This is a genomic window from Brevundimonas sp. UBA5866 (assembly GCF_002432125.1).
In the GTDB taxonomy this organism is placed as follows: Bacteria; Pseudomonadota; Alphaproteobacteria; order Caulobacterales; family Caulobacteraceae; genus Brevundimonas.
The window spans coordinates 1-20,976 of record NZ_DJFS01000074.1 but is presented as its reverse complement, the minus strand read 5'-3'; the positions used below and the strand labels follow the sequence as shown (position 1 = coordinate 20,976).

Annotated in this window: 20 protein-coding genes; 12 read left to right on the top strand and 8 right to left on the bottom strand. The window is 62.2% G+C overall.

Annotated features, from left to right (window positions below):
• Nucleotides 1-11: 11 nt before the first annotated feature.
• From B3H86_RS09015 to B3H86_RS09005, 3 genes are read right to left on the bottom strand one after another with little or no spacing between them, the layout of a single operon-like run.
• Nucleotides 12-824: a TrmH family RNA methyltransferase gene (locus B3H86_RS09015; protein WP_292053120.1), complete on the bottom strand. Its 813-nt coding sequence runs from the start codon at nucleotides 822-824 to the stop codon at nucleotides 12-14.
• Nucleotides 824-1,723, bottom strand: a complete 900-nt coding sequence (locus B3H86_RS09010; protein ID WP_292053118.1) for a class I SAM-dependent methyltransferase — start codon at nucleotides 1,721-1,723, stop codon at nucleotides 824-826. Before B3H86_RS09010 ends, B3H86_RS09015 begins: the two co-directional genes overlap by 1 nt.
• An 18-nt stretch (nucleotides 1,724-1,741) precedes the next feature.
• On the bottom strand, nucleotides 1,742-3,058 hold the full coding sequence (locus tag B3H86_RS09005; protein WP_292053116.1) for a glycosyltransferase family 2 protein: 1,317 nt from the start codon (nucleotides 3,056-3,058) through the stop codon (nucleotides 1,742-1,744).
• A gap of 240 nt (nucleotides 3,059-3,298) precedes the next feature.
• Here B3H86_RS09005 and B3H86_RS09000 point away from each other — a divergent pair, with 240 nt between their 5' ends.
• From B3H86_RS09000 to B3H86_RS08985, 4 genes are read left to right on the top strand one after another with little or no spacing between them, the layout of a single operon-like run.
• A complete protein-coding gene (locus B3H86_RS09000; RefSeq protein ID WP_292053114.1) occupies nucleotides 3,299-3,928 on the top strand; it encodes a TetR/AcrR family transcriptional regulator in 630 nt (209 codons plus the stop codon).
• Complete coding sequence (locus B3H86_RS08995) at nucleotides 3,925-4,731, top strand: ABC transporter substrate-binding protein (protein ID WP_292053112.1); 807 nt, start codon at nucleotides 3,925-3,927, stop codon at nucleotides 4,729-4,731. Before B3H86_RS09000 ends, B3H86_RS08995 begins: the two co-directional genes overlap by 4 nt.
• The gene (locus B3H86_RS08990; protein WP_292053110.1) at nucleotides 4,731-5,720 is read left to right on the top strand and encodes a FecCD family ABC transporter permease; all 990 of its coding nucleotides are present in this window, start codon (nucleotides 4,731-4,733) and stop codon (nucleotides 5,718-5,720) included. Before B3H86_RS08995 ends, B3H86_RS08990 begins: the two co-directional genes overlap by 1 nt.
• Entirely contained in the window at nucleotides 5,717-6,469 is a 753-nt protein-coding gene (locus B3H86_RS08985; protein ID WP_312820781.1) for an ABC transporter ATP-binding protein, read from the top strand. Before B3H86_RS08990 ends, B3H86_RS08985 begins: the two co-directional genes overlap by 4 nt.
• A gap of 18 nt (nucleotides 6,470-6,487) precedes the next feature.
• Here the strand turns inward: B3H86_RS08985 and B3H86_RS08980 are convergent, their stop codons facing one another.
• On the bottom strand, nucleotides 6,488-8,536 hold the full coding sequence (locus tag B3H86_RS08980) for a lytic transglycosylase domain-containing protein (protein ID WP_292053106.1): 2,049 nt from the start codon (nucleotides 8,534-8,536) through the stop codon (nucleotides 6,488-6,490).
• 100 nt (nucleotides 8,537-8,636) lie between these two features.
• Between B3H86_RS08980 and dapA the strand changes: the two genes are divergently transcribed.
• The 4 genes from dapA to prfB all read left to right on the top strand — a co-directional run bounded on the left by dapA (nucleotide 8,637) and on the right by prfB (nucleotide 13,714).
• Nucleotides 8,637-9,521 (top strand): 4-hydroxy-tetrahydrodipicolinate synthase, encoded by an 885-nt coding sequence (gene dapA / locus B3H86_RS08975; protein ID WP_292053104.1) that lies wholly within the window; start codon nucleotides 8,637-8,639, stop codon nucleotides 9,519-9,521.
• On the top strand, nucleotides 9,521-9,991 hold the full coding sequence (gene smpB / locus B3H86_RS08970; RefSeq protein WP_292053102.1) for an SsrA-binding protein SmpB: 471 nt from the start codon (nucleotides 9,521-9,523) through the stop codon (nucleotides 9,989-9,991). Before dapA ends, smpB begins: the two co-directional genes overlap by 1 nt.
• Before the next feature lie 78 nt (nucleotides 9,992-10,069).
• Nucleotides 10,070-12,487, top strand: a complete 2,418-nt coding sequence (locus tag B3H86_RS08965; protein ID WP_292053100.1) for a penicillin-binding protein 1A — start codon at nucleotides 10,070-10,072, stop codon at nucleotides 12,485-12,487.
• Between the two features lie 113 nt (nucleotides 12,488-12,600).
• Nucleotides 12,601-13,714, top strand: a protein-coding gene (gene prfB, locus B3H86_RS08960; protein ID WP_292053098.1) for a peptide chain release factor 2 whose coding sequence is annotated in 2 segments (ribosomal slippage) — nucleotides 12,601-12,669 and nucleotides 12,671-13,714 — 1,113 coding nt in all. Because the reading frame shifts where the segments join, the coding sequence is not laid out codon by codon here.
• A 76-nt stretch (nucleotides 13,715-13,790) separates the two neighbouring features.
• On the opposite strand, the gene B3H86_RS08955 is transcribed toward prfB, so the two are convergent.
• The 3 genes from B3H86_RS08955 to tyrS all read right to left on the bottom strand — a co-directional run bounded on the left by B3H86_RS08955 (nucleotide 13,791) and on the right by tyrS (nucleotide 16,502).
• Nucleotides 13,791-14,594: a bactofilin family protein gene (locus B3H86_RS08955; RefSeq protein WP_292053096.1), complete on the bottom strand. Its 804-nt coding sequence runs from the start codon at nucleotides 14,592-14,594 to the stop codon at nucleotides 13,791-13,793.
• A gap of 135 nt (nucleotides 14,595-14,729) precedes the next feature.
• The gene (gene bcp, locus B3H86_RS08950; protein WP_292053093.1) at nucleotides 14,730-15,197 is read right to left on the bottom strand and encodes a thioredoxin-dependent thiol peroxidase; all 468 of its coding nucleotides are present in this window, start codon (nucleotides 15,195-15,197) and stop codon (nucleotides 14,730-14,732) included.
• Nucleotides 15,198-15,245: 48 nt separating this feature from the next.
• Entirely contained in the window at nucleotides 15,246-16,502 is a 1,257-nt protein-coding gene (tyrS, locus tag B3H86_RS08945) for a tyrosine--tRNA ligase (RefSeq protein WP_292053091.1), read from the bottom strand.
• Nucleotides 16,503-16,727: 225 nt separating this feature from the next.
• On the opposite strand from tyrS, the gene B3H86_RS08940 reads away from it, so the two are divergent.
• Both B3H86_RS08940 and B3H86_RS08935 read left to right on the top strand, forming a co-directional pair.
• Nucleotides 16,728-17,849, top strand: coding sequence for an anhydro-N-acetylmuramic acid kinase (locus B3H86_RS08940; protein ID WP_292053090.1), 1,122 nt, complete (start codon nucleotides 16,728-16,730; stop codon nucleotides 17,847-17,849).
• Nucleotides 17,849-18,808: a DMT family transporter gene (locus B3H86_RS08935; RefSeq protein WP_292053089.1), complete on the top strand. Its 960-nt coding sequence runs from the start codon at nucleotides 17,849-17,851 to the stop codon at nucleotides 18,806-18,808. The genes B3H86_RS08940 and B3H86_RS08935 overlap by 1 nt, the downstream gene beginning before the upstream one ends.
• A 120-nt stretch (nucleotides 18,809-18,928) precedes the next feature.
• Here the strand turns inward: B3H86_RS08935 and B3H86_RS08930 are convergent, their stop codons facing one another.
• A complete protein-coding gene (locus B3H86_RS08930; protein ID WP_292053088.1) occupies nucleotides 18,929-19,579 on the bottom strand; it encodes an alpha/beta hydrolase in 651 nt (216 codons plus the stop codon).
• 162 nt (nucleotides 19,580-19,741) lie between these two features.
• On the opposite strand from B3H86_RS08930, the gene B3H86_RS08925 reads away from it, so the two are divergent.
• Together B3H86_RS08925 and B3H86_RS08920 are read left to right on the top strand one after the other, a co-directional pair.
• Nucleotides 19,742-20,194: an Rrf2 family transcriptional regulator gene (locus tag B3H86_RS08925; protein ID WP_292053087.1), complete on the top strand. Its 453-nt coding sequence runs from the start codon at nucleotides 19,742-19,744 to the stop codon at nucleotides 20,192-20,194.
• A partial coding sequence (locus B3H86_RS08920; RefSeq protein WP_292053086.1) for a cysteine desulfurase family protein occupies nucleotides 20,191-20,976 on the top strand: 786 nt, incomplete at its 3' end. The genes B3H86_RS08925 and B3H86_RS08920, both read left to right, overlap by 4 nt.

The following is a 20,976-nucleotide window of genomic DNA, read 5'->3' as shown; positions in this document are numbered from 1 at the left end:
TGTCGGTGTGATTACAGGCCCGAGCCGTAGGCCGCGTCGGTCACCGAATAGACCATGATGCCCGTCGCCACCGCGAGGTTGAGGCTGTCTGCACGGCCCCGCATCGGAATCTTGACGTTTACATCGCAGGTTGCGGCCAGTTCGTCGGTGAGGCCTGCTTGCTCATTGCCCATCAAGATGATGGCCGGATGCTGGACAGGGCTGTCACGATAGCCGTGAGTGGCATCAAGGCGCGTACCGATCACGCTGCCCGGCCAGTTCTTGCGCCACGCCACGAAGTCCTCGCGGCTGGTCTTGGTGATGGAGACGGCGAAGACCGAGCCCATGGTCGCGCGCACGGCCTCCACCGAATAGGGGTCCACACAGTCGCCGATCAGGATCACACCACCGCAGCCGGCGCTGTCTGCCGTGCGGATGATGGTGCCGAGGTTGCCCGGATCGCGAACCTGTTCCAGCGCCACCCAAACCGGCTTGGTGTCGGGCTTGATGTCGTTCAGCGGCGTGAACACCTGCTCGAACACGCCCAGCACGGTCTGCGGATTGTCGCGGCGGCTGATCTTTTCGAGGATGGCGTGGGTGACGGTGATGATCTGGCCGCCAGCCTTGCGGGTCTCTTCCTTGGCGCGGTCGAGAATAGCGTGCGGGCGGGCATCCTGCCCCACTAGCAGCATCTTCGGTGCGCGGCCCTGATCCAGAGCCTCGCCGATGAATTTCAGACCTTCGGCCAGAAAACGACCCGTCGCCTCGCGTTCCTTGCGCATGTGCAGGGCGCGGACGGCCTTGACCGTGTCATTGGTGAGGGAGGTGATCAGATGCTCGCTCATTACACATTACTCCAGCGAGCAAAGAAGCTGAGGCCGATGGAACGGGCGTCCTTTCCGTCTTCCGACAGGGCCAGTTCGCCCCAGTCGATGCGGCCACCACGGTCGTGGGTGGCCTCGGCCATCATGTGCGCCAGCGACAGGCCCGAGATACGGGCGGCATAGGCGTTCAGCAGCAGGAAGGAGGCATCGTCCGACAGCAGGGCGGCGCAGTCCTTCAGCAGTTCCGGCATGTTCTCGAACAGACGCCAGACCTCGCCGTTGGCACCGCGACCGTATTTCGGCGGATCAAGGATGATGCCGTCGTACTTGTTGCCGCGACGGACCTCGCGGGCCACGAATTTGCGGGCGTCCTCGACCAGCCAGCGGATCGGACGGTCAGACAGGCCCGACAGCTCGGCGTTCTCGCGGGCATAGTTGACCGACTTCTTGGACGCATCGACGTGCGTCACATGCGCACCCGCTGCCGAACAGGCCAGCGTAGCCACGCCGGTGTAGCCGAACAGGTTCAGGATCTTCGGCTCTTTCAGGGTGCGGATGCGTGCATCCAGCCATTCCCAGTTGGCCGCCTGTTCGGGGAAGAAGGCGAGGTGGCGGAACGGGGTGAAACGCCCCATGAACCGCACATCTTTCCATTTCAGCGGGAATGCGTCGATCGGGCCATGCGCGTCGAAACGCCAGCGGCCGGAATCCTCTTCCTCCTGCTGGGGATCGAACATGGCGTTGGCCTGCTCGAACTTCTTTTCATCCTTGGCGGACCAGAAGCACTGCGGCTCGGGGCGCACGACCGTATAACGGCCATAGCGTTCAAGCTTGCGACCGTTGCCGCTGTCGATAAGCGCGTAATCCGACCAGCCTCGGGTGACGAGGGTTTCGGGGGTAGGGGATAGAACCGGAGCCATGTGTGGGCTGATAAGCCTTCAGGCGGCCTCTCGTCCAGCGGTTGCCGCAGAATAGGTGGAACGGATCACAGGGCTATGCTGGTCGGCCAATGGAATGTCGGGCAGATGCGGGGTCTTGTCCCAGGCATGGGGCTGGAAAACGAGACGGGCCAAAGCGTGGAAAAAGGCGATGCTCAGCAGCGACCAGTATAAGGGGGCCAGGGCGATTTCTCTCAATCCGTAGCGTAGCCCTATCCGCCGCGCGCCCACCGCGCAGGTCAGCCAAGAGGCCAGATAGCCGGTAATCAGCACGGAAAATGCACCAAGCCCGACATCCGGAGGGCTGAGGGAAAGCAGGCTGAGCAGGGCGATGGTACACACGGCAGCCAAGGCAAATCCGTGTACCGAAGCGGCGATAAGGCCGGCGATCAGGGTCGTCAGGAAGGCAAACATGCCCTTCGGTCCCAGTCCGGGCTTACCGAAATGGACGGCCAGTGTCTGCAGATACCCTTTGAGCCATCGGGTTCGTTGGGGCAGCCACAGATTGACCGGCCCCGGTGGTGTTTCCCAAGTCGGCGACGAGATCACGCCCAGCTTCCAACCCGCACGCCACAGACGAAATCCGAGGTCGGCGTCTTCCGTGACATTATAGGCATCCCAACCGCCTACCGATCTCAGAACATCGACACGGAAGTGGTTACTGGTCCCGCCCAATGGAAAGGGAAGCCCAAGCCGTGCCATTCCCGGCAGGATAACCTCGAACAGGCCCGCATATTCAGCGGCAAACTGTCTATCGAGTATGTCGCTGTTGAGTGCGGTGCGGTGCTGGCGGTGAATGCGCAAAGGGGCCTGAAGGCAGGCATAACCGCGCCTGTCACTGGCAAAGCGCGATGCCGCTTCTTTCAACTGCGCGGGATCGGGCGAGTCCTCGGCGTCATAGATTGTCAGCAAATCGCCAGTCGCCAGTTTCAGGCCGTAGTTGAGGGCGCGCGGCTTGGTGCGTGGGGCGCCATCGGGAACAACCACGATCTTGAGCCAGGGAGGCAGGCGCAGGTTGCGGGCCACGGCCTGGGTCCGGTGATCGTCAGCCTCCAGCAGGATGAAGCCTTCAAGAGCATCGCGTGGATAATCGAGAAGAGAAAGGCGCTGCACCAGCTGGGGCAGGATTTCTGCTTCGTTATAGAGTGCCGCCAACACCGTATAGCGCGGCCAGATGATCGGATGTGGTGGCGACGGCAAATCGCGACGATGGCTCGCCATGATCAGTACGATCCGCCACGCCGCTAGGCCGATGAGTAAAAGTTGGAAGGCGAGGATCAGCCAGACGCCGCGGCTGTCATCCAGAATTGCCCACAAACTCAGTGCGATAGCCGCAACAACAACTCCAAGCACTTTGATTGTGATACGAGCGCCACGAGCTGCATCACAGGCGTTCGGAACTTCGAGCGGCGGATGTTTAAATCCGCTCAAGATGACCAACTCCCCCCTGACCAGTCATTTACGGACATTAGTGTAAAAATACACAGATAGGCAACTCTGTGGCGCTCTGTGGATTCCAAGCCTAGGATGGGGCTTTGAGTACGTTCGGAGGTCTATATGTCGGAAGTCGCGCACAAAACGCGTTCTGTCCGCAAGCCTAAGGGCGAAGGTCATGTGCGCCGCGGAGAAATCCTTGCCGCGGCAGAGCAGATCTTTGTCGCCCACGGCTATGAAGGTGCGACGATACGCAAGATCGCCGAAGCCGTAGGCCTGTCCTCGACGGCGCTTTACATGCACTTCCGCGACAAGGCTGAAATCCTCAACGAAATCTGCCTGCAGGCCTTTTCGGCTCTTCATAACCGGCAACTTGCCCTGTCCGAGGCAGAGACAGAGCCCCAGCAGTATCTTCGCCGCTTGATGCTGGTCTATATCGAGTTCGGTTTTGAAAATGCCAATGCCTATCGATTGGCCTTTATGACACCCACCATGATGAGCGAAGACGGGAGCGAACCTGTCTCGCGCAAGGTGGCCAATGAACTGTTCGAGCATTTCAAGGGCGGGGTTCGCCTGGCCGTGGAGGGTAAGGTGGCACCGGAGCGTGTGAAGGCACTGACGCAAGTCCTATGGGCCAGTGTGCACGGTCTGGTCTCGATCATGATCACCAAGCCTCATTTTGACTGGGAAGATCGCGAGACTCTGATCAATGACCAGATCGATATTTTGATCAAAGGCTTGCTGCATCCGTGATCCGGTCCTGGCTCAAGGGGGGCGGGATCGCTGCGGTGCTGCTGGTGCTTGGCACTGCGCCCCAAGCCGTTTCCCGACCGTTGCGCGTGATGTCATTGGACCAGTGCGCAGACCAGTTCGTACTGGCGTTGCGGCCTGATGCCGACATCCGTTTGTCGCCCCGTGCCGACGACGCCGACGCCTATATGCGCAATGCCGCAAAGGGGCATCGGCGAATTCGCCCGACGTTGGAGGCGGCTGTAAAGTTCAAGCCGGATGTGGTTGTGCGTTATTGGGGCGGTGATGGTCCGCTGTTGCGCCGCCTGGAGGAAGCCGGCGTGACGGTCGCAACAATAGAAGACAGCAGGGACTTCGATAATATCCGCAGCAATATCCGCAACCTGTCGGTTGCTCTTGATGTTGCCGATCGAGGTGAGGCTATGATCGCTGAAATGGACGGCACGCTGGCCAAGGCCGCCGGAGTCGGACAGGGCAGGCGCGCGACCTATATGACGGCCAGCGGCTTTACGGCGGGTCGTGACACCTTGATCGACAGCATCCTGCGCGCTGCGGGTTATCGCAATGCCAGCGGAGGCACAGGGTATCAACCGATCGGTCTGGAAGCCCTTGTGATGGGGCCTCCGCTGATTTTCGTGCGCGGCTTTTTCGAGCAAATGCTGATGGATTGGCGGGGTACGGGGCGCCATCCCGTGCTGCGGCCGATGATGGCGCGTGGCAAGGTGCTTGATCTTCCGGCGTCTACCCTGACCTGCCCGGGGTGGTTCGCGGCCGATGCCGCGCTGAAGCTGGCCGAGGGATCGTAATGATAAGATCTGTCTGGCTGAATGCAGGTCTGTTGGCCTGCATACTCGTCGCCGTAGCCTTTGGCATAAGCTTCGGCGAGACTGCACTGACATGGCAGGACTATGCTCTTGCCCTGTCCAACCCCTTGTCCGGTGAAGGTCTTGTTCTTTGGCAGATACGTTTGCCACGGGTGCTCTGTGCCCTGTTCGTAGGGGCGGCTCTGGGACTGTCCGGAGCGGTCATGCAGGGATTGCTGCGTAATCCGCTGGCTGAACCGGGGGTAATCGGTGTCTCGGGCACGGCTGCCTTTGCCGCGGCTCTGGCGATTGTCACAGGCATGGCGGCCATACCGGGGGCGGTCGAAGCCTCGGCGCTTCTTGGCGCAGCGGTAGCGGGTCTTTTGCTGACGCTGGTCGGTGCCAGATTGAAGGCTCCGGAAGGGCTGATCCTGTTTGGTGTGGCCCTTTCCAGTTTCTCCGGCGCGGCCACGGCTTTGATTTTCAACCTGTCGCCATCGCCCATCGCCTCGGCAGAGGTCATGGCGTGGATGCTGGGTTCGGTCGCCAACCGTAGCTGGTTCGATGTGGGCTGGGTGGCTTTTGCTCTGGCTGTTGCGGCGATTTTTGCCGTGATGGCACGGCAGGGGCTCCGCTTGCTGACTTTGGGCGAGGATGTCGCCAAGGCTTCGGGCCTGCCGCTGGCCCGTCTCAGGGTGTGCGCGCTTCTGGCGGCCGCGGTCGCATCAGGGGCCGCAGTGGCGGTCGCGGGCGTGATCGGCTTTGTCGGTCTTGCCGCCCCCCATCTTGTTCGCTCGGCGGTACGCGGTGACCCGGGGCGTGTTCTGTTGCCGTCGGCCCTGGCGGGCGGGCTTATTCTGGTGATTGCCGATCTGGCCACGCGGGTCATGCCCACCGACCAGGAGCTTAAACTGGGTGTTTTCACCGCGCTGATCGGTGCGCCCCTGTTTGCTGTCATCGCATGGCGGGCTGCGCGGGAGTGGCGTCTGTGACCCTGTTTCGTCTTGAAGGCATCAATGTCGAGATCGAGAAGCAGCGATTGCTGCATTTTGCCTCGATGTCCGTCGAGGCCGGTCAGATGGTGGCGGTCTGCGGTCCCAATGGCGCGGGCAAATCGACCCTGCTCAAGGTCGCTGCGGGCCTGATCCGGCCCCGGCAAGGGTCCGTCACCGTACATGGACGCGACCTGAAATCCCTGACAGCCCGGCAAAGGGGTGAAAGTATCGCCTATTTGGCGCAGGACCGGACGATTGCCTGGAACCTGCCTGCGATTGAGATCGCGGCGTTGGGCGGTCTTCACTTTGGATACGGCGACATCATGGTGCGGGCCGCGCGCGCGCTCGATCTGGTGGGCGTCGGCCATCTGGCCCATCGCGGGGTCGCGGATATGTCCGGTGGTGAGAGGGCGCGTGTTCTATTGGCGCGGGCTCTGGTGACGGATGCGCCTGTTCTGATCGCGGACGAGCCTGTCGCCGGGCTCGATCCCGATGCAGCCCTGCTGGTTCTGGAGCGCCTGCGCCAGCGCGCTTCCGATCGGGCTGCGGTGGTTGTGACCATGCACGACCTCTCTGCCGCCGCCCAGTTTGCGGATCGTGTGGTGGTGGTGGCCAATGGTCGCGTTGTGGCTGATGCCGCACCTATGGAGGCCTTGTCCGTCGATGTCCTGCGCGAACATTTCCGCATTGCGGCCCAATGGGTCGAAACAGAAAACGGGCCGCTTTTGGCGACCCGTCGTCTGTAGCTCCGCGATTGAAGGCTCTTATTCGCTGTAGGGGCGGGGACCGGCATAGGGCGGTGTGCCCCGAGCTAGGTCTGCCGTAGGCGTCAACGGTGCCGAGCCGCCATTCAGGCGGGCGCGGTAGATCTGCATATTTTCCATGACCCGCATCATATAGTTGCGGGTTTCGGTGATCGGCGCGCACTCGATGAAGTCCAGCGGATCAACCTGTGCCTGACGCGGATCACCGCAGCGAGCCGTCCATTGCGGAGGGCGTGCCGGACCGGCATTGTAGCCCACGGCTGCCAGAAGAGGCGATTGGCCGAAATTGTTCAGCAGTTCGCCCAGGTGATAGCTGCCCAAGGTCATGTTGTAGTTGGCATCCCACAGGCGGTCGTCACTGTAGGACAACCCCATGCGGCGGGCGACACCGGCGGCTGTCGTCGGTAGCAACTGCATCATGCCGCGTGCATTGGCGTGGGATTGCACGCTGGGGTCAAAGCTAGACTCCTGACGGGTGATGGCCAGTGCGAAGTCTGTCGGTGCCATGCCCGGAACCTGTTCGGGCAGTTGGATCGGGTACATGCGCTCGGGCATGATAAATCCGCGACCGCTGGCTGCCCGGCCGACCATCATGGCGCCGAATTGGTCACCATAGGATTTGACCAGATCGAACAGCATCGACAGGTCGTAGGGCAGGGGCAGATTGTCATCCAGATGATAGGCAAAGACGCGCATCAGGGTCTTTTCTCCCATCTGCCCCAGAATGCGCGTCGCCCGGACCATCTCGTAGCTTTCAAAGCGTTGGATGTCCTCTGGCGAGGGATCGGGTTCTCCCGGCAGGTTCAGCGTTTGCACACCGGCTTTCTCGGCGGCCAACTGGCCGTAGAAGGTCTGCCAGTGCTGACCGCCTGCGGCATAGAATTCCTGCGCGCGGGCGCGGTCGCCCTGTGCCTCTGCGGCGCGACCCAGCCAGTAAAGCGCACGCCCCTGGGTGATCGGGGTCTGCGAGATATTGCGCAGCGTCTCGAAATGCTGCGCGGCGCGTCGCGGATCATTCAGTTTTACCAGCGCGGCCCAACCGGCAAAGAACTCTGCATCGACTGAGCGTTCGCCCGACGAGAAGCCGTGACCGGCAAAGGCATCATAGGCCGCTTGGTTGTTACCCATGCGCAGGGCGTCGAGGAACAGGTTGCGGCGTTCCGACCAAAGCGTGTTCTGGCCCTCTGTGTGTTTGGGGGCGGGCGGCAGATAGCGCAGAAGGTCGAATGCCTCGCTCTGGCGGTTGGCCGAACGCAACAGACGCACACGCTCCAGCACGACATTGGGGTCTGTCGCCTGCTGCGGCGACAGGCTGGCAACCAGAGTGTCGGGCGCATAGGCGGTGCGCAGGTTCATCACCGCATTGGCAATGGCCTGACGCTCGGCTGGGACCAGATTGACCATAGCGCGTGTCGCCGGCCCGTGAGGACCGCTGAGCAGTGTGCTCAGGCGGGCGCTGTGATCGTCGGTGGTCAGCCATGCGGACCAGCGCGACAGGATACGGTCCTGCTCGGCGGCGTCGAACGATTCTTCACGCCACCAGTTGCGGATCAGGGTTTGCGCTTCGTCACGTCGACCCGCCTGCTCGAGCGCGGAAGCCAGAGATATGGCACCTTGAACCGTACGCGGAGGCTGTTCGGCAAAAAACGCCAGCACAGCATCGCCTCCCATACCCGAAGCGTTCAAGGCACGCTCGGCTGCGGCGCGACGTGATTCGGCGCGCGGCCAACCTTTCAGATCGTTCTCGGCCCGCAAAAGCTCGGCATAGGAGAGCTGGCGATCCGACGTATCCACCAGTGCCCACTCCACGAGTTTGCGGGCGGCAGGGTCACTGATCGAGGCCATGATCTGCTGGGTACGCACAACGTCACGCGCCCGTGCCGCGGCCAGTCCTTGTTGGACGAGCGACTGGTCTGACGGGCTGATAGAGCCCGCCACTTGGGAATTATAGGCTGCCGGGACGCTGTTGATCACGTCTTGAGTCGGGGGGGCCATGACCGCCAGGGCGGCTGCGAGGGTCGTCGCGATCATCAGCTTCTTCGTCCTCATTCATCTACTTGTTGCGGTAGAGCCATTGGCGAAATACCCTTTGGCCCCATCAAGATACCGAGCGGCTCATCCGCTCATTCTCCGCACAGGTTAGTTTTCCATGATCGCCCATTTGTTCAAGGGCGTGATCACCGCCTTGATCACACCTCTTCGTGACGGAAACGTGGACGAAGAGGCGTTTAAAAAACTGTTGGAACGTCAAATCGCTGCTGGCGTGCATGGCGTTGTGCCTATGGGCACTACCGGCGAGAGCGCGACACTGCATCTCGACGAGCACAAGCGCGTGGTCGAAATGTGCGTATCGCAGGCCGCGGGCCGCATCCGCGTTATTGCGGGTGCGGGCTCTTCGGCGACCGACAAGGCGATCGAACTGTCGAAGTTTGCCAAGACCGTCGGTGCCGACGGCGTTCTGGCTGTGACCCCCTATTACAACCGTCCGTCGCAGGCGGGCCTTCAGGCCCATTTCGAAGCGATGGCCGATGCGGTCCAGATCCCGGTCCTGCTCTATAATGTTCCGGGTCGCACCGGCGTGGACATGGCCAATGAAACCGTGGCCGCCCTGGCGCGTCATCCCAATATCGTGGGCATCAAGGACGCCACGGGCGACCTCTCGCGCGTGAGCTGGATGCGCGCGCATATCGATGGCCGTTTCGATCTGATTTCGGGCGATGACCCCAGCTATCTTGGCTATGCTGCGCAAGGTGGCTGTGGCGTTATTTCGGTGACGTCCAATGTCGCACCCGAAGGTATGGTCGCCCTGCACAATGCGATCCAGGCCGGTGATTTGGAAACCGCCCGTAGCTGGCAGGACCGTCTGATCGGCCTGCACAAGGGGCTGTTCCTCGACAACTCTCCGTCGCCGACGAAATATGCCTTGTCGAAATTGGGATACTGTTCGGAAGAGGTGCGTTTGCCTTTGGTACAGACCCGCGAAGAGGTCCGTCCGCATATTGATGCCGCAATGGCAGCTGCCGGGATCGTTTAATGGCCGACCAAGCGCCAAAGCAGAAGACCATCGCCGAAAACCGGCGTGCACGTTACGACTACTTCCTCGACGACCATGTGGAGGCCGGTATCCAGCTACTGGGGACCGAGATCAAAGCCCTGCGCGATGGCCGGGCCAATATCGCCGAGAGCTATGTCGCGGTCGAGGGGCGTGAGCTGGTTCTCGTCAATTCGGACATTCCACCCTACAAAATGGCCAACCGGTTCAATCACGAACCGCGCCGCCATCGTAAACTGCTGCTGCACCGCCGCCAGATCGACAAGATGGCCGCGGCGGTCCAGCGCGATGGCCGCACCATCATTCCGGTACGGCTGTATCTGAATGAAGCGGGCAAGGCCAAAATCGAAATCGCCCTGGCAAAGGGCAAGAAGAACCACGACAAGCGCGAGGCGACCGCCGAACGTGACTGGCAGCGCGACAAGGCCCGACTGCTGAAAGAACGTGGCTAAACAGATCGTGTCTCTGGCGCCCTAGGCGCAGGGTGCGGCACAGGCTAGGATTTATCCCGTTAACCGGGTGCGGAGTGCATGGTGAAAATAGCCGATCGCTGGTTCGTCTGGGCGGGTACTGCCTTGATGGGAGCCGTCGCCGCCGCAGGTGTGGTTGTCGCTGTGTACGCGGCATACGTCACCTATGACCTGCCTGACGCGGCAGAACTGGCAGACTATCGTCCGGCTACCGCGACGCGCGTCTATGCGGGCGATGGCACTTTGATCGGCGAGTTTTCCGAGCAGCGCCGTATCTACGTAACCTACAATCAGGTTCCGGAACGCGTTGTTCAGGCCTTCCTCGCGGCCGAGGACAGCAGCTTTTTCTCGCATGGCGGTATCGATGTGTCCGGTGTCGGCCGCGCCATGTTCAAGAACGTTTTCAACGTTCTTTCGGGCAACCGTCTGGAAGGCGGTTCGACCATCACCCAGCAGGTCGCCAAGAACGTGCTGCTGAGCGACGAGACTAAGCTGAACCGCAAACTCAAGGAAGCGATCCTCGCCGCCCGTCTGGAGACGGTGCTGACCAAGGAACAGCTGCTTGAGCTGTATCTCAATGAAATCTACCTCGGCTATCGCTCCTATGGCGTTGCCGCTGCGGCCTATAACTATTTCGGCAAGTCGCTGGACCAGCTTTCCATCGAAGAGGCGGCCTTTCTGGCGGCCCTGCCCAAAGGCCCTACCAACTATCATCCGCGACGCCGTCCGGAAGCCGCTATCGGTCGCCGCAACTGGGTGCTGGGCCAGATGGAAGATGCGGGCTTTATCACTGCCGAGCAACGCGATGCCGCACAGGCGCGTCCGCTGAACGCCCGTTCGGCACCGCGCCGTGCCGAATATGCCGATGCTGACTTCTTCGTCGAGGAAGCCCGCCGTCGCGCGATCTCGATGTTCGGTCAGGAAGAGATCAACCGCGGGGGTTACTACCTGCGCACCACCCTTGACCCCGAACTACAGTCGGCTGCGCGTGTGGCCCTGATGCGGGGACTGGAAAACTATGACCGCCGTCACGGTTGGCGCGGTGCGTGGGGCGAAACCGATTTCGCCGACGGCTGGCAGGAAGATGCCGTTCGCCGTCAGGCTCCGCCCGAGCGTCGCACCTGGGAAGCCGCGGCCGTCGAGAGCGTGGAGGGCGGCACTGTACGTGTCCGCACCGCCAAGGATGATCGGGTCGGCATCCTGCTGTCCAGCGATGTGGCATGGTCGAGAAACAGTCGTAAGCCGCTCAAACGCGGTGATCTGATCTTTGTCGAACGTCAGGGCGGTCAATATGCCCTGCGTCAGGTTCCGGCTGTGAACGGGGCTCTTGTAGCCATCGAACCGCAGTCCGGCCGCGTACTGGCGATGGTGGGCGGTTATTCTTACGCGCTGTCCAGCTTCAACCGTGCAACCCAAGCCCGTCGCCAGCCGGGTTCGGCCTATAAGCCGTTCGTCTATGCAGCGGCACTCGAGGGTGACTTCACGCCTGCCTCGATTGTACTGGATGCCCCGATCAGCTTCCCGGGTGGACCAGGTGGCAAGGCGTGGACCCCGTCCAACTACAGCCGCCGCTTCTATGGCCCGCAGACCCTTCGTCGGGGGTTGGAACTGTCGCGTAACGTCATGACGGTGCGTCTGGCACAGGCGGTGGGGATGAAGAATATCGTCGACCTGTCCAAGCGTATGGGCGTGGTCGATGACATGCAGCCCAACCTCGCCATGTCGCTGGGGGCAGGGGAGACAACGCCCTATCACATCACCGCGGCCTATTCGGCTTTCGTCAACGGTGGTCGCCGCGTCGATCCCTATCTGATCGAAGTGGTCCAGGACCGTTACGGCAAGACCATGCACCGTGCCGACCGCCGGGCCTGCCGTGACTGTACCCGCAGCTTCTCGGGCCAGGAATCGCCGCGTCTGCAGGATCGTGGTACCCAGGTGATCGATCCGATCACCGCCTATCAGATCAGCTCGATGCTGGAGGGCGTGATCCAGCGCGGTACCGCCGCCAGCATCCGTGGCCTTGGACCCAATGTGGCCGGTAAAACGGGTACGACGAACGAATACCGCTCGGCGTGGTTCGTGGGCTATTCTTCGGACATCGTGGTGGGCGTATTCGTCGGCTTTGACGACAACCGCTCGCTGGGTTCGGGCGAGGCCGGCGCCTCGACCGCCGTGCCTATCTTCGGCGAGTTCATGCAGACGGCACTGAAGTTGCGCCCCGCACGTCCGTTTGTGCGTCCGAAGAATGCGATCTTCAAGACCGTGAACGGTATCGAAGAAGCCTTCCGTCCGGGGACCGAACGCAATGTTCGCGCCGATCCGGTGGTGGTCGAACCCACAGGCCCGCAGGCCTATAACGACATTATCGCCCGCGAGCAGAACCAGTCACCGTCCACGCCGGATGCCCCTTCACAGACGCCCGCACCGGCAACACCGCCGCGCAAGGAAGTCCCCGAGGACTTGAGCGGATTGTACTGACGCATTAGTTAGACCCCCCAAGACGGCGCATTCGGTCAAACGGGTGCGCCGTACTCTTTCGACCCTCGTGCGCGCCGCGCCGGGGCAGAACCCAAATCGCATAGGAGTTTGCGATGAGACTGGATGTCGAGGCCATGAAGGCCGACATCGAGCAGAGCGTTGCTCTGCTCAGGAGGCGACTTTGACTGGGATGTCGCTCTAAGAAAGCTCGACGAGCTGAACGCCCGCGTCGAAGATCCGACGCTGTGGGACAATCCCGAACAGGCACAGGCCGTCAGCCGCGAACGCTCGCGTCTGGAAGCCCAGGTCAACACCGTCAAGGAGATGGAACGTGACCTGGAAGACGGGCTGATGCTGGCTGAAATGGCCGACGAGGAAGGCGACGAAGCCGCCCTTGAAGAAGCCCGCGTCATGCTGCGCGGCATCAAGGAGCGCGCCGCACGCGCCGAACTGGAAGCCCTGCTGTCGGGTGAAGCCGACGGCAACGACGCTTATCTGGAAGTGAACTCCGGTGCCGGTGGCACGGAGTCGAATGACTGGGCGGGCATGCTGCTGCGCATGTATACGCGCTGGGCCAAGGCGCACGGCTATGAGGTCGAGGTCGAGGCCGAAGAAGCGGGCGAACAGGCCGGTATCAAGTCCGCCACCATTCAGGTGAAGGGCCCCAATGCCTATGGCTGGCTGAAGTCGGAATCAGGCGTGCACCGTCTGGTCCGCATCAGCCCGTATGACGCCGCCGCCAAACGCCACACCTCGTTCGCCTCCATCGGCGTGTCGCCCGTGGTCGATGACACCATCGAAATCGACATCAACCCGGCGGACGTCCGTACCGACACCTACCGCGCCTCGGGTGCGGGTGGTCAGCACATCAACAAGACGGACTCGGCTGTCCGACTGACCCACATTCCGACCAATACGGTTGTGGCCTGTCAGGCGGGCCGTTCGCAGCACCAGAACCGCGAACAGGCGTGGAAGATGCTGCGTGCGCGTCTGTATGAACTGGAACTGCAAAAGCGCGAAGCGGCCGCTCAGGCTCTGGCCGATGCCAAGACCGATATCGGTTGGGGCCACCAGATCCGCTCCTACGTGCTTCAGCCGTACCAAATGGTCAAAGACCTGCGCACCAACGTCGAAACCTCGGACACCCAAGGTGTTCTGGACGGCGATCTGGATGCCTTCATGGGTGCCGCACTGGCCGCCCGCGTGGGCGAGACCCGCGACAGCTAACCGCTGTTAAAGCGCAAAAAATGAAAGGGGGATGGATCACCATCCCCCTTTTTTTGTGCCGTAAAAAACGAACCGCCTATTCGCCCGCCGGCTCCGAGGTCGGGCCTTCGCCCCGTTTGGCCTGTGTCGAGCGACCCGAGAACCAGGCACCGCGTTCGATCGTCAGTTCTTCCTGGGTAACGTCCCCTTCGACACGGGCGGAGGCGTGAAGGTGAACCTGTTTGGCTATGATCGCGCCGCTCACGCGGCCCCGGACATCCAGGACATCGGCGTGAACCGTACCTTCGACGGCACCACCGTCATTGATGAGAACCTGCGAGACGCGCACGTCGCCTTTGACGGTCCCCTCGATCACCAGTTGGCCGACACCGGAGATGTCGCCCTCGAAAGTCATACCGTTGCCGAGCACCGAAGCTGCCTCTTTGCCAGGACGTGAAGGGGTGGAACCGCCACCCCCGTAACCACCACCGGAGCCGCCAGAACCGCTGCCCCAACCACCGCCAGAACCGCCCCCGGTTCCAGAACCACCTGTGCCTGATCCACCGGCACCCGATCCGCCCGAAGCGGCGGCATAGCCTGTCGTCTGGGCCGCGGGCTGTGGAGTATCGGGGCGGGTATTTGTCTGCGGGGGTTCGGTGGAGGCGTAGGGCGATACCTGAATTACGGCATCATCCTCTGTTTCGTCATCAAGGCTGCCCATCCGCTCTTCTGCGGCATGGCTGTAGGCGTTTGATCCAGCCAGACCATCAGGTTTGTGGCTCTCGACCTGGGTGTCGAGTTCCAGCTCATTGTCGTCCAGATCATGCAGATCGTCATGTCCGCTGGCGGTGCCCATCGAACGGGTCGGCGGCGGAACATAGGGTTTGCCCTTATTAAACATACTATCCTCCGGGGGAGCGCGTTGGATGCGCGTTGAAGAAGCGACTCGGACAACGTTGTTACGGCTTAGGTATAACAACGGTAAATCAGCGTTCGATCAAACGGAGAAATATGTGTTTTTCCAATCCATAGAGGATTAGAGGGCGCGTGCAGCCTCCAGCACAGCCCCAGCGTGGCCTTTGACCTTCACATTATGCCACGCCTGCGCAATCACGCCGTCGCGGTCCACAAGGAAGGTCGCGCGCTCTATGCCCATATATTCGCGGCCATAGAGCTTCTTGAGAATCCAGACGCCCCACCCCTCGGTTACGGTGCCGTCCTCATCCGAGCCAAGGATCAGGTTCAGTGCGTGTTTGGCCTTGAACCTGTCCAGCTTCTTCACGGTGTCGCGCGAAATGCCGATGATGGTGGTATCGGCCTTGGCGAAGTCATCGGCCAGTGCCGAGAAATCGAGTCCCTCGGTCGTGCAGCCGGGCGTGTCCGCTTTCGGATAGAAATAGACCACGACCTTTTTGCCCTTATGGGCGGCCAGATCGAAATGGCCGTCGCCATCGGTGGCGATGGACAGCGCGGGGGCCGGGGTGCCTTGGGTCAGTTCACTCATTTTCCTACCTTCAGGTTTTCCAGCGCACCCGCGCTGTGATCGTCGTTGTTAGACCGGCTTGACCAGCACGATCTTTTTCTTGCCCGCGGCCAGCTTGATCACGCCATCGGCGTTCACGTCGGCATCGGTGACCAGTTGGGCGCCGTCGCTGATGGCCACGTCGTTCAGACGCAGACCACCGCCCTGGGCCAGACGGCGGGCTTCGCCGTTCGACTGGGTCAGGCCCGCCTTGGTGATGACGGCGGCGACCATCGCACCGATGACCTCATCACGCGGGAGTTCCACGGTCGGCAGGTCGGCTGACAGCTGGCCCTTTTCAAAAGCGGCTTCGGCGGCGGCGCGTGCGGCCTTGGCGGCTTCCTCGCCGTGCATCATGGTGGTGGTGGCGTCCGCGAGGGCCTTCTTGGCCTCGTTGATCTGGGCACCCTCCATCGCTTCGTAAGCGGCAATTTCTTCCAAGGTCAGGTCGGTGAACAGGCGCATGAAGCGGCCCACGTCGGCGTCTTCGACGTTGCGCCAGAACTGCCAGTAGTCGTACGGGCTCAGCTGCTCTTCGTTCAGCCAGATGGCACCGCCTGCGGTCTTGCCCATCTTGCCGCCCGATGCGGTCGTCAGCAGCGGAGTGGTCAGGCCGAAGGCCGACTTCTGGTCCACGCGGCGTACCAGATCGACGCCCGAGGTGATGTTGCCCCACTGGTCCGAGCCGCCCATCTGCAGGGTGACGTTGTGGGCGCGGTTCAGCTCGAGGAAGTCCACCGACTGCATCAGCATGTAGTTGAACTCGAGGAAGGTCATCGGTTGCTCGCGCTCGAGGCGCAGCTTGACCGAGTCGAAGCTCAGCATGCGGTTGACGGTGAAGTGGGTGCCGAAATCGCGCAGGAACTGGATGTAGCCGTATTGCGACAGCCAGTCGTCGTTGTTCAGCATGATGGCGTCGGTCGGGCCGTCGCCGAACTTCAGGAATTTGGCGAAGACCTTCTTGATGCCGTCGATGTTGGCCTGAATGGTCTCGTCGGTTAGCTGCGGACGCGAGGTGTCCTTGCCAGTCGGGTCGCCGACGCGGGTGGTGCCGCCGCCCATCAGGACGATCGGCTTGTGGCCGGCCTGTTGCAGGCGGCGCAGCATCATGATCTGGATCAGCGAGCCGACGTGCAGCGACGGTGCCGTCGCGTCAAAGCCGATATAGCCGGTGACAACGCCCTTGGTCGCAGCCTCGTCCAGTTCGGTCGGGTGCGTGATCTGGTGGATATAGCCGCGCTCCTGAAGCGTTTTCAGAAACTCGGACTTGAAGGCGGTCTCGGTCATGGCAGATCCGTTACAGTCAGAAACTGGCGGCCATTTTCCGGGGAATTCAGCCGCCAAGGGTAGGGCGGCAAAGATCGCGGCCGCTCGCTTAGGCGAGGCCGTAATAATAGGTCACGAAAAGAACGTCACGCGCGATCATGGGGCCTAGCTACAGTTTGCTGTCCGTGGCAGTCAAGCGTCATGACTGAACAGGCTTCCCCCAAGACACTCCGCGTCCTCGGCTTCATGACCGGCACATCCCTGGATGCCGTGGACATGGCCGTGATCGAGACGGATGGACATGACATTCTCGGCTTCGGCCCCTGCGGCGAGATGAAGCTGGATGCCGAAACGCGCGAGGCGGTGGAATACGCCATCGAGGACGCGTTCGACTGGGAACGGGACGAGGAAGAGCCTGAAAGCTTTGACGACGCCCGCTATGCGATTGCCGATGCCCATCTGGCGGCGGCAATGGGCTTCATGGCGATGAACGGGGTGAAGTCGTCGTCAGTGGATCTGGTCGGGGTGCATGGACAGACGGTGCTGCACGAAGCCCCGATCGCCGAGCAGCCGGGCCGCACCGTTCAGTTGATCGACGCCATTTCGGTGGCCGACGGACTTGGCCTTCCGGTCGTGCACGATTTCCGCACCGCCGATGTGGCCGCAGGCGGGCAGGGCGCGCCACTGGCCCCAGTCTATCACGCGGCACTGGTCCGCTATTCGGGGCTGAAGGGGCCGGTTGCGGTTCTGAACCTTGGCGGCGTCGGCAATATCACCCTGATCCGCGCCGATGGCGAGTTGGAAGCCTTCGATACCGGTCCGGCCAACGGTATGGTGGACCTGCTGGTCCAGTCGCGCCTGCGTAAACGCATGGACGACGGCGGCAAGCTGGCCCGTGCGGGGGCTGTGGATGCCGATGTCCTGAAGGAATATCTGTCGCATCCCTATTTCGCCGCGACTGGCCCGAAGTCGCTGGACCGCTTCGACTTCTCGCTCGATCCGGTCGAGCATCTGAAGACCGAGGATGCCGCTGCGACCCTGACGACCTTTGCCGCAGAGGCTGTAGCGCTGGGCGTGGCCCGATGCAGCGAAGCGCCGCGTGAGGTGATCGTGTGCGGCGGTGGCCGCCACAACCCCGCCCTGATGGAGGCGATCCGCGAGCGGCTGTCCGTTCCCGTCGCCACCGCAGAGGACAAGGGCTGGCGCGGTGATGCCATTGAAGCCGAAGCCTTCGCCTATCTGGCGGCGCGCAGCCATCTCGGCCTGCCGATCAGCTTCCCGGGTACCACGGGCGTCAAACAGGCCATGACGGGTGGCCGCACTGTTTATCCGGGGGATGAGCCCGGATACGAACCATCGGATTTTTAATGTCTTTATCGACTGCGCGTTTTTGGGGCGTTCTCAGTGGACTGGGCGCGGGGGCGATGTGGGGGCTGGTCTTTCTGGCTCCGAAATTCGCGCCCGAGGCTTCCCCGTTCCTCATGTCGGCAGGGCGCTATATCGCCTATGGCCTGATCGCCGCACTGCTGATCGCGCCGCGCTGTAAGCGGTTGTTGGCGCTGTTGGACCGCAGGACATGGCTGGCGCTCATCTGGCTCAGCCTTGCGGGGAACATCGTCTATTACCTGTTCCTTGTGGTGTCGGTTCACTATGCGGGCGTCGCGGCGTCTGCCCTGATTGTGGGCGCTGTTCCGGTCGTCGTGGCCCTGTGGGGTTTGCGCGACAGGAACTCGCCGCCTCTGCTGAAGGTCGGGCCGCCGATTGCCGTCGCGGCGGTGGCAATCGGCCTGATCGGCTATGAGAGCATCACCCGCGGTCAGGTCGCAGCGGATGCCAGCGGTCTGACGGTGGCTATCGGTCTGGTGTCGGCATTGATCGCGCTCGTCCTGTGGACGGCCTATGCGGTCGGAAACAGCCGCTGGATGGTCAAGATGACCGAGGTCAGTTCGCATGACTGGTCGCTGCTGATCGGCGTCGTGACGGGGGGCTTGGCCCTGCTTCTTGTGCCGATGGCGGTTCTGACTCTGGGTGATTTGCCTGCTGGCTTCTGGCCGCGCTTTGTGGCGGTCAGCTTTGGGATCGCGGTGCTGGCCTCGGTTGTAGGCAACGCCTTCTGGAACAGGGCCAGCCGGCTTCTGCCGTTGACCATGCTGGGCCAGATGATCGTGTTCGAGACGCTGTTCGCCTTCCTTTACGGCTTCATCTGGGAAAAGCGCGGACCGAGCGTTCTGGAGATCATTGCTATCATCCTTATGGTGGTTAGTGTGATCTGGTGCGTACGCGCCCATAGGCCAGCCGCCAAGGCTGTCGCCGAGCTCGAAGCCTAAAGAAAAAGGCGCACTCCCAAACGGAAGCGCGCCTTTTTTATTTGGTGATTTGCCCCTCAAGCAGCAGGTCAGCGCGTGACCTGCATTAGGGGCGCGAGGGCAAAGCCATCGCCCGGCTTATCAAGCCGGCTTTTCTTCCAGACGCTTGTCCAGATAGGCACCGACGCGGCGCTCGACGGCACCCATGTGGTCCTGCCAGAAGTGCGAGGCGCCTTCTTCCAGTTCGTAGTCGATGACGATGCCCTTTTGGGTGCGCAGCTTGTTGACCACGCGCTCGACTTCCACCGGCGGGACGACCGTGTCGGCGGTGCCGTGCAGGAACAGGCCCGAGGCCGGGCAGGGGGCGAGGAAGCTGAAGTCGTAGATGTTCGACGGCGGCGACACCGAGATGAAGCCGTCGGTTTCCGGGCGGCGCATCAGCAGCTGCATGCCGATATAGGCACCGAACTGATAACCGGCGACCCAGGTCTGGGTGGCGGCGGGGTTGTTGGCTTGCAGCCAGTCCAGAGCGGTCGCCGCATCGGCCAGTTCACCGATGCCGCTGTCGAACTCGCCCTGCGACTTGCCCACGCCGCGCGAGTTGTAGCGCAGGGTGGCAAAGCCACGGTCCACGAACAGCTTGTGCAGGGTGACGGCCACCGGATTGTTCATGTGGCCACCCGCCTTGGGGTGGGGATGCAGGATCAGCGCGATCGGCGCATTGGGGCGCTTGCCCGGCGAATAACGGCCTTCGATACGGCCGGCAGCACCAGGAAGAATGACTTCAGGCATGGATCGCAGAGTCCCTGTCGTTCAACATGTATTTCATCGCGGCGGAATACTTGACTAACCCAGTAGGACTTTCTAAAGCCCACTACGTGTCACGCATTCGCCTGCAAGGGCGCGGGTTCTACCACAACAACCCTGAAAAGCGTGCATTTTTTGAGGATTTCGATGCGCCTTTCTACAAAGGGACGTTATGCGGTGATGGCGATGGCCGATCTGGCGCGCAATGGCGCGGACAGAGCGGTGTCCCTGGCCGAGATCGCGACGCGTCAGGAGATCTCGCTGTCCTATCTGGAACAGCTCTTTGCCCGCCTGCGCAAAGCCGATCTGGTCAAAAGCGTCCGCGGTCCGGGCGGCGGCTACCGACTGGCCCGTCCGGCGGCGGATACGTGGGTGGCAGACATCGTCCTGGCCGTTGACGAACCGATCCGTGCCACCCGCTGCGAAAATCACGTCAAGGCCGGTGGGTGCATGATGGCGGGCGAACGCTGCATCACCCACAATCTCTGGGAAGATCTGGGTGCCGAGATCCACCGCTATCTGTCCAGCGTGTCGCTTGATGACGTGGTCACCAACCGCCTGCGCAACCGCCGCAACGCCGAGGTAGGTGCCGCCGCATGAGTATCTATCTCGATTACAACGCCTCGGCGCTGGTCCGGCCCGAGGTGTGCGAGGCCGTGCTGGAGGCCATGTCGCCGGGCGGCAATCCGTCTGCGGTGCATGCGCTTGGGCGCAAGGCCCGTGCGCGGGTTGAGACGGCGCGCGCTGCCGTGGCCGAACTGGTCGGTGCGGACGCGACGTCGATCATCTTTTCTTCGGGCGGTACGGAATCCAACGCGCAGGCCATCGCCAGCGCCATCGCCGCTGGCTGCGAGCGTGTGATTGTCAGCGCGACCGAACACCCCTGTGTCGCTGAAGCCGCCGCCCATGCGGGCGTTACGGTGGAAGTCATGCCGGTGAACGGTCTGGGGCTGGCCGATCTGGAATGGCTGAAAGCCGCGCTTGAAAGCGGTCCGCGCAGCTTTGTGGCCCTGCACCACGCCAATAACGAAAGCGGCGTGATCCAGCCTGTGGAACAGGCGGCGGAACTGGTCCACGCGCATAATGGCTGGATGCACGTCGATGCCATCCAGACGCTGGGCAAGATCGAGGTCGATATCCGCAAGCTGGGTGCCGATACGGTGACCCTGTCGGCGCACAAGATCGGCGGCCCGCAGGGTGTCGGTGCGCTGGTCGTGGCTGAAGGTCATAGCGCGGTCCGCATCGTCCACGGCGCGGGGCAGGAGCGCGGTCTGCGTGCGGGCACTGAAAATGTACCGGGCATCGCGGGCTTTGGCGCGGCGGCCCTGTGCGTTCAGCGCGAAATGGCCGAGGGTGCCGATCACGCCGCATGGCGCGACGCC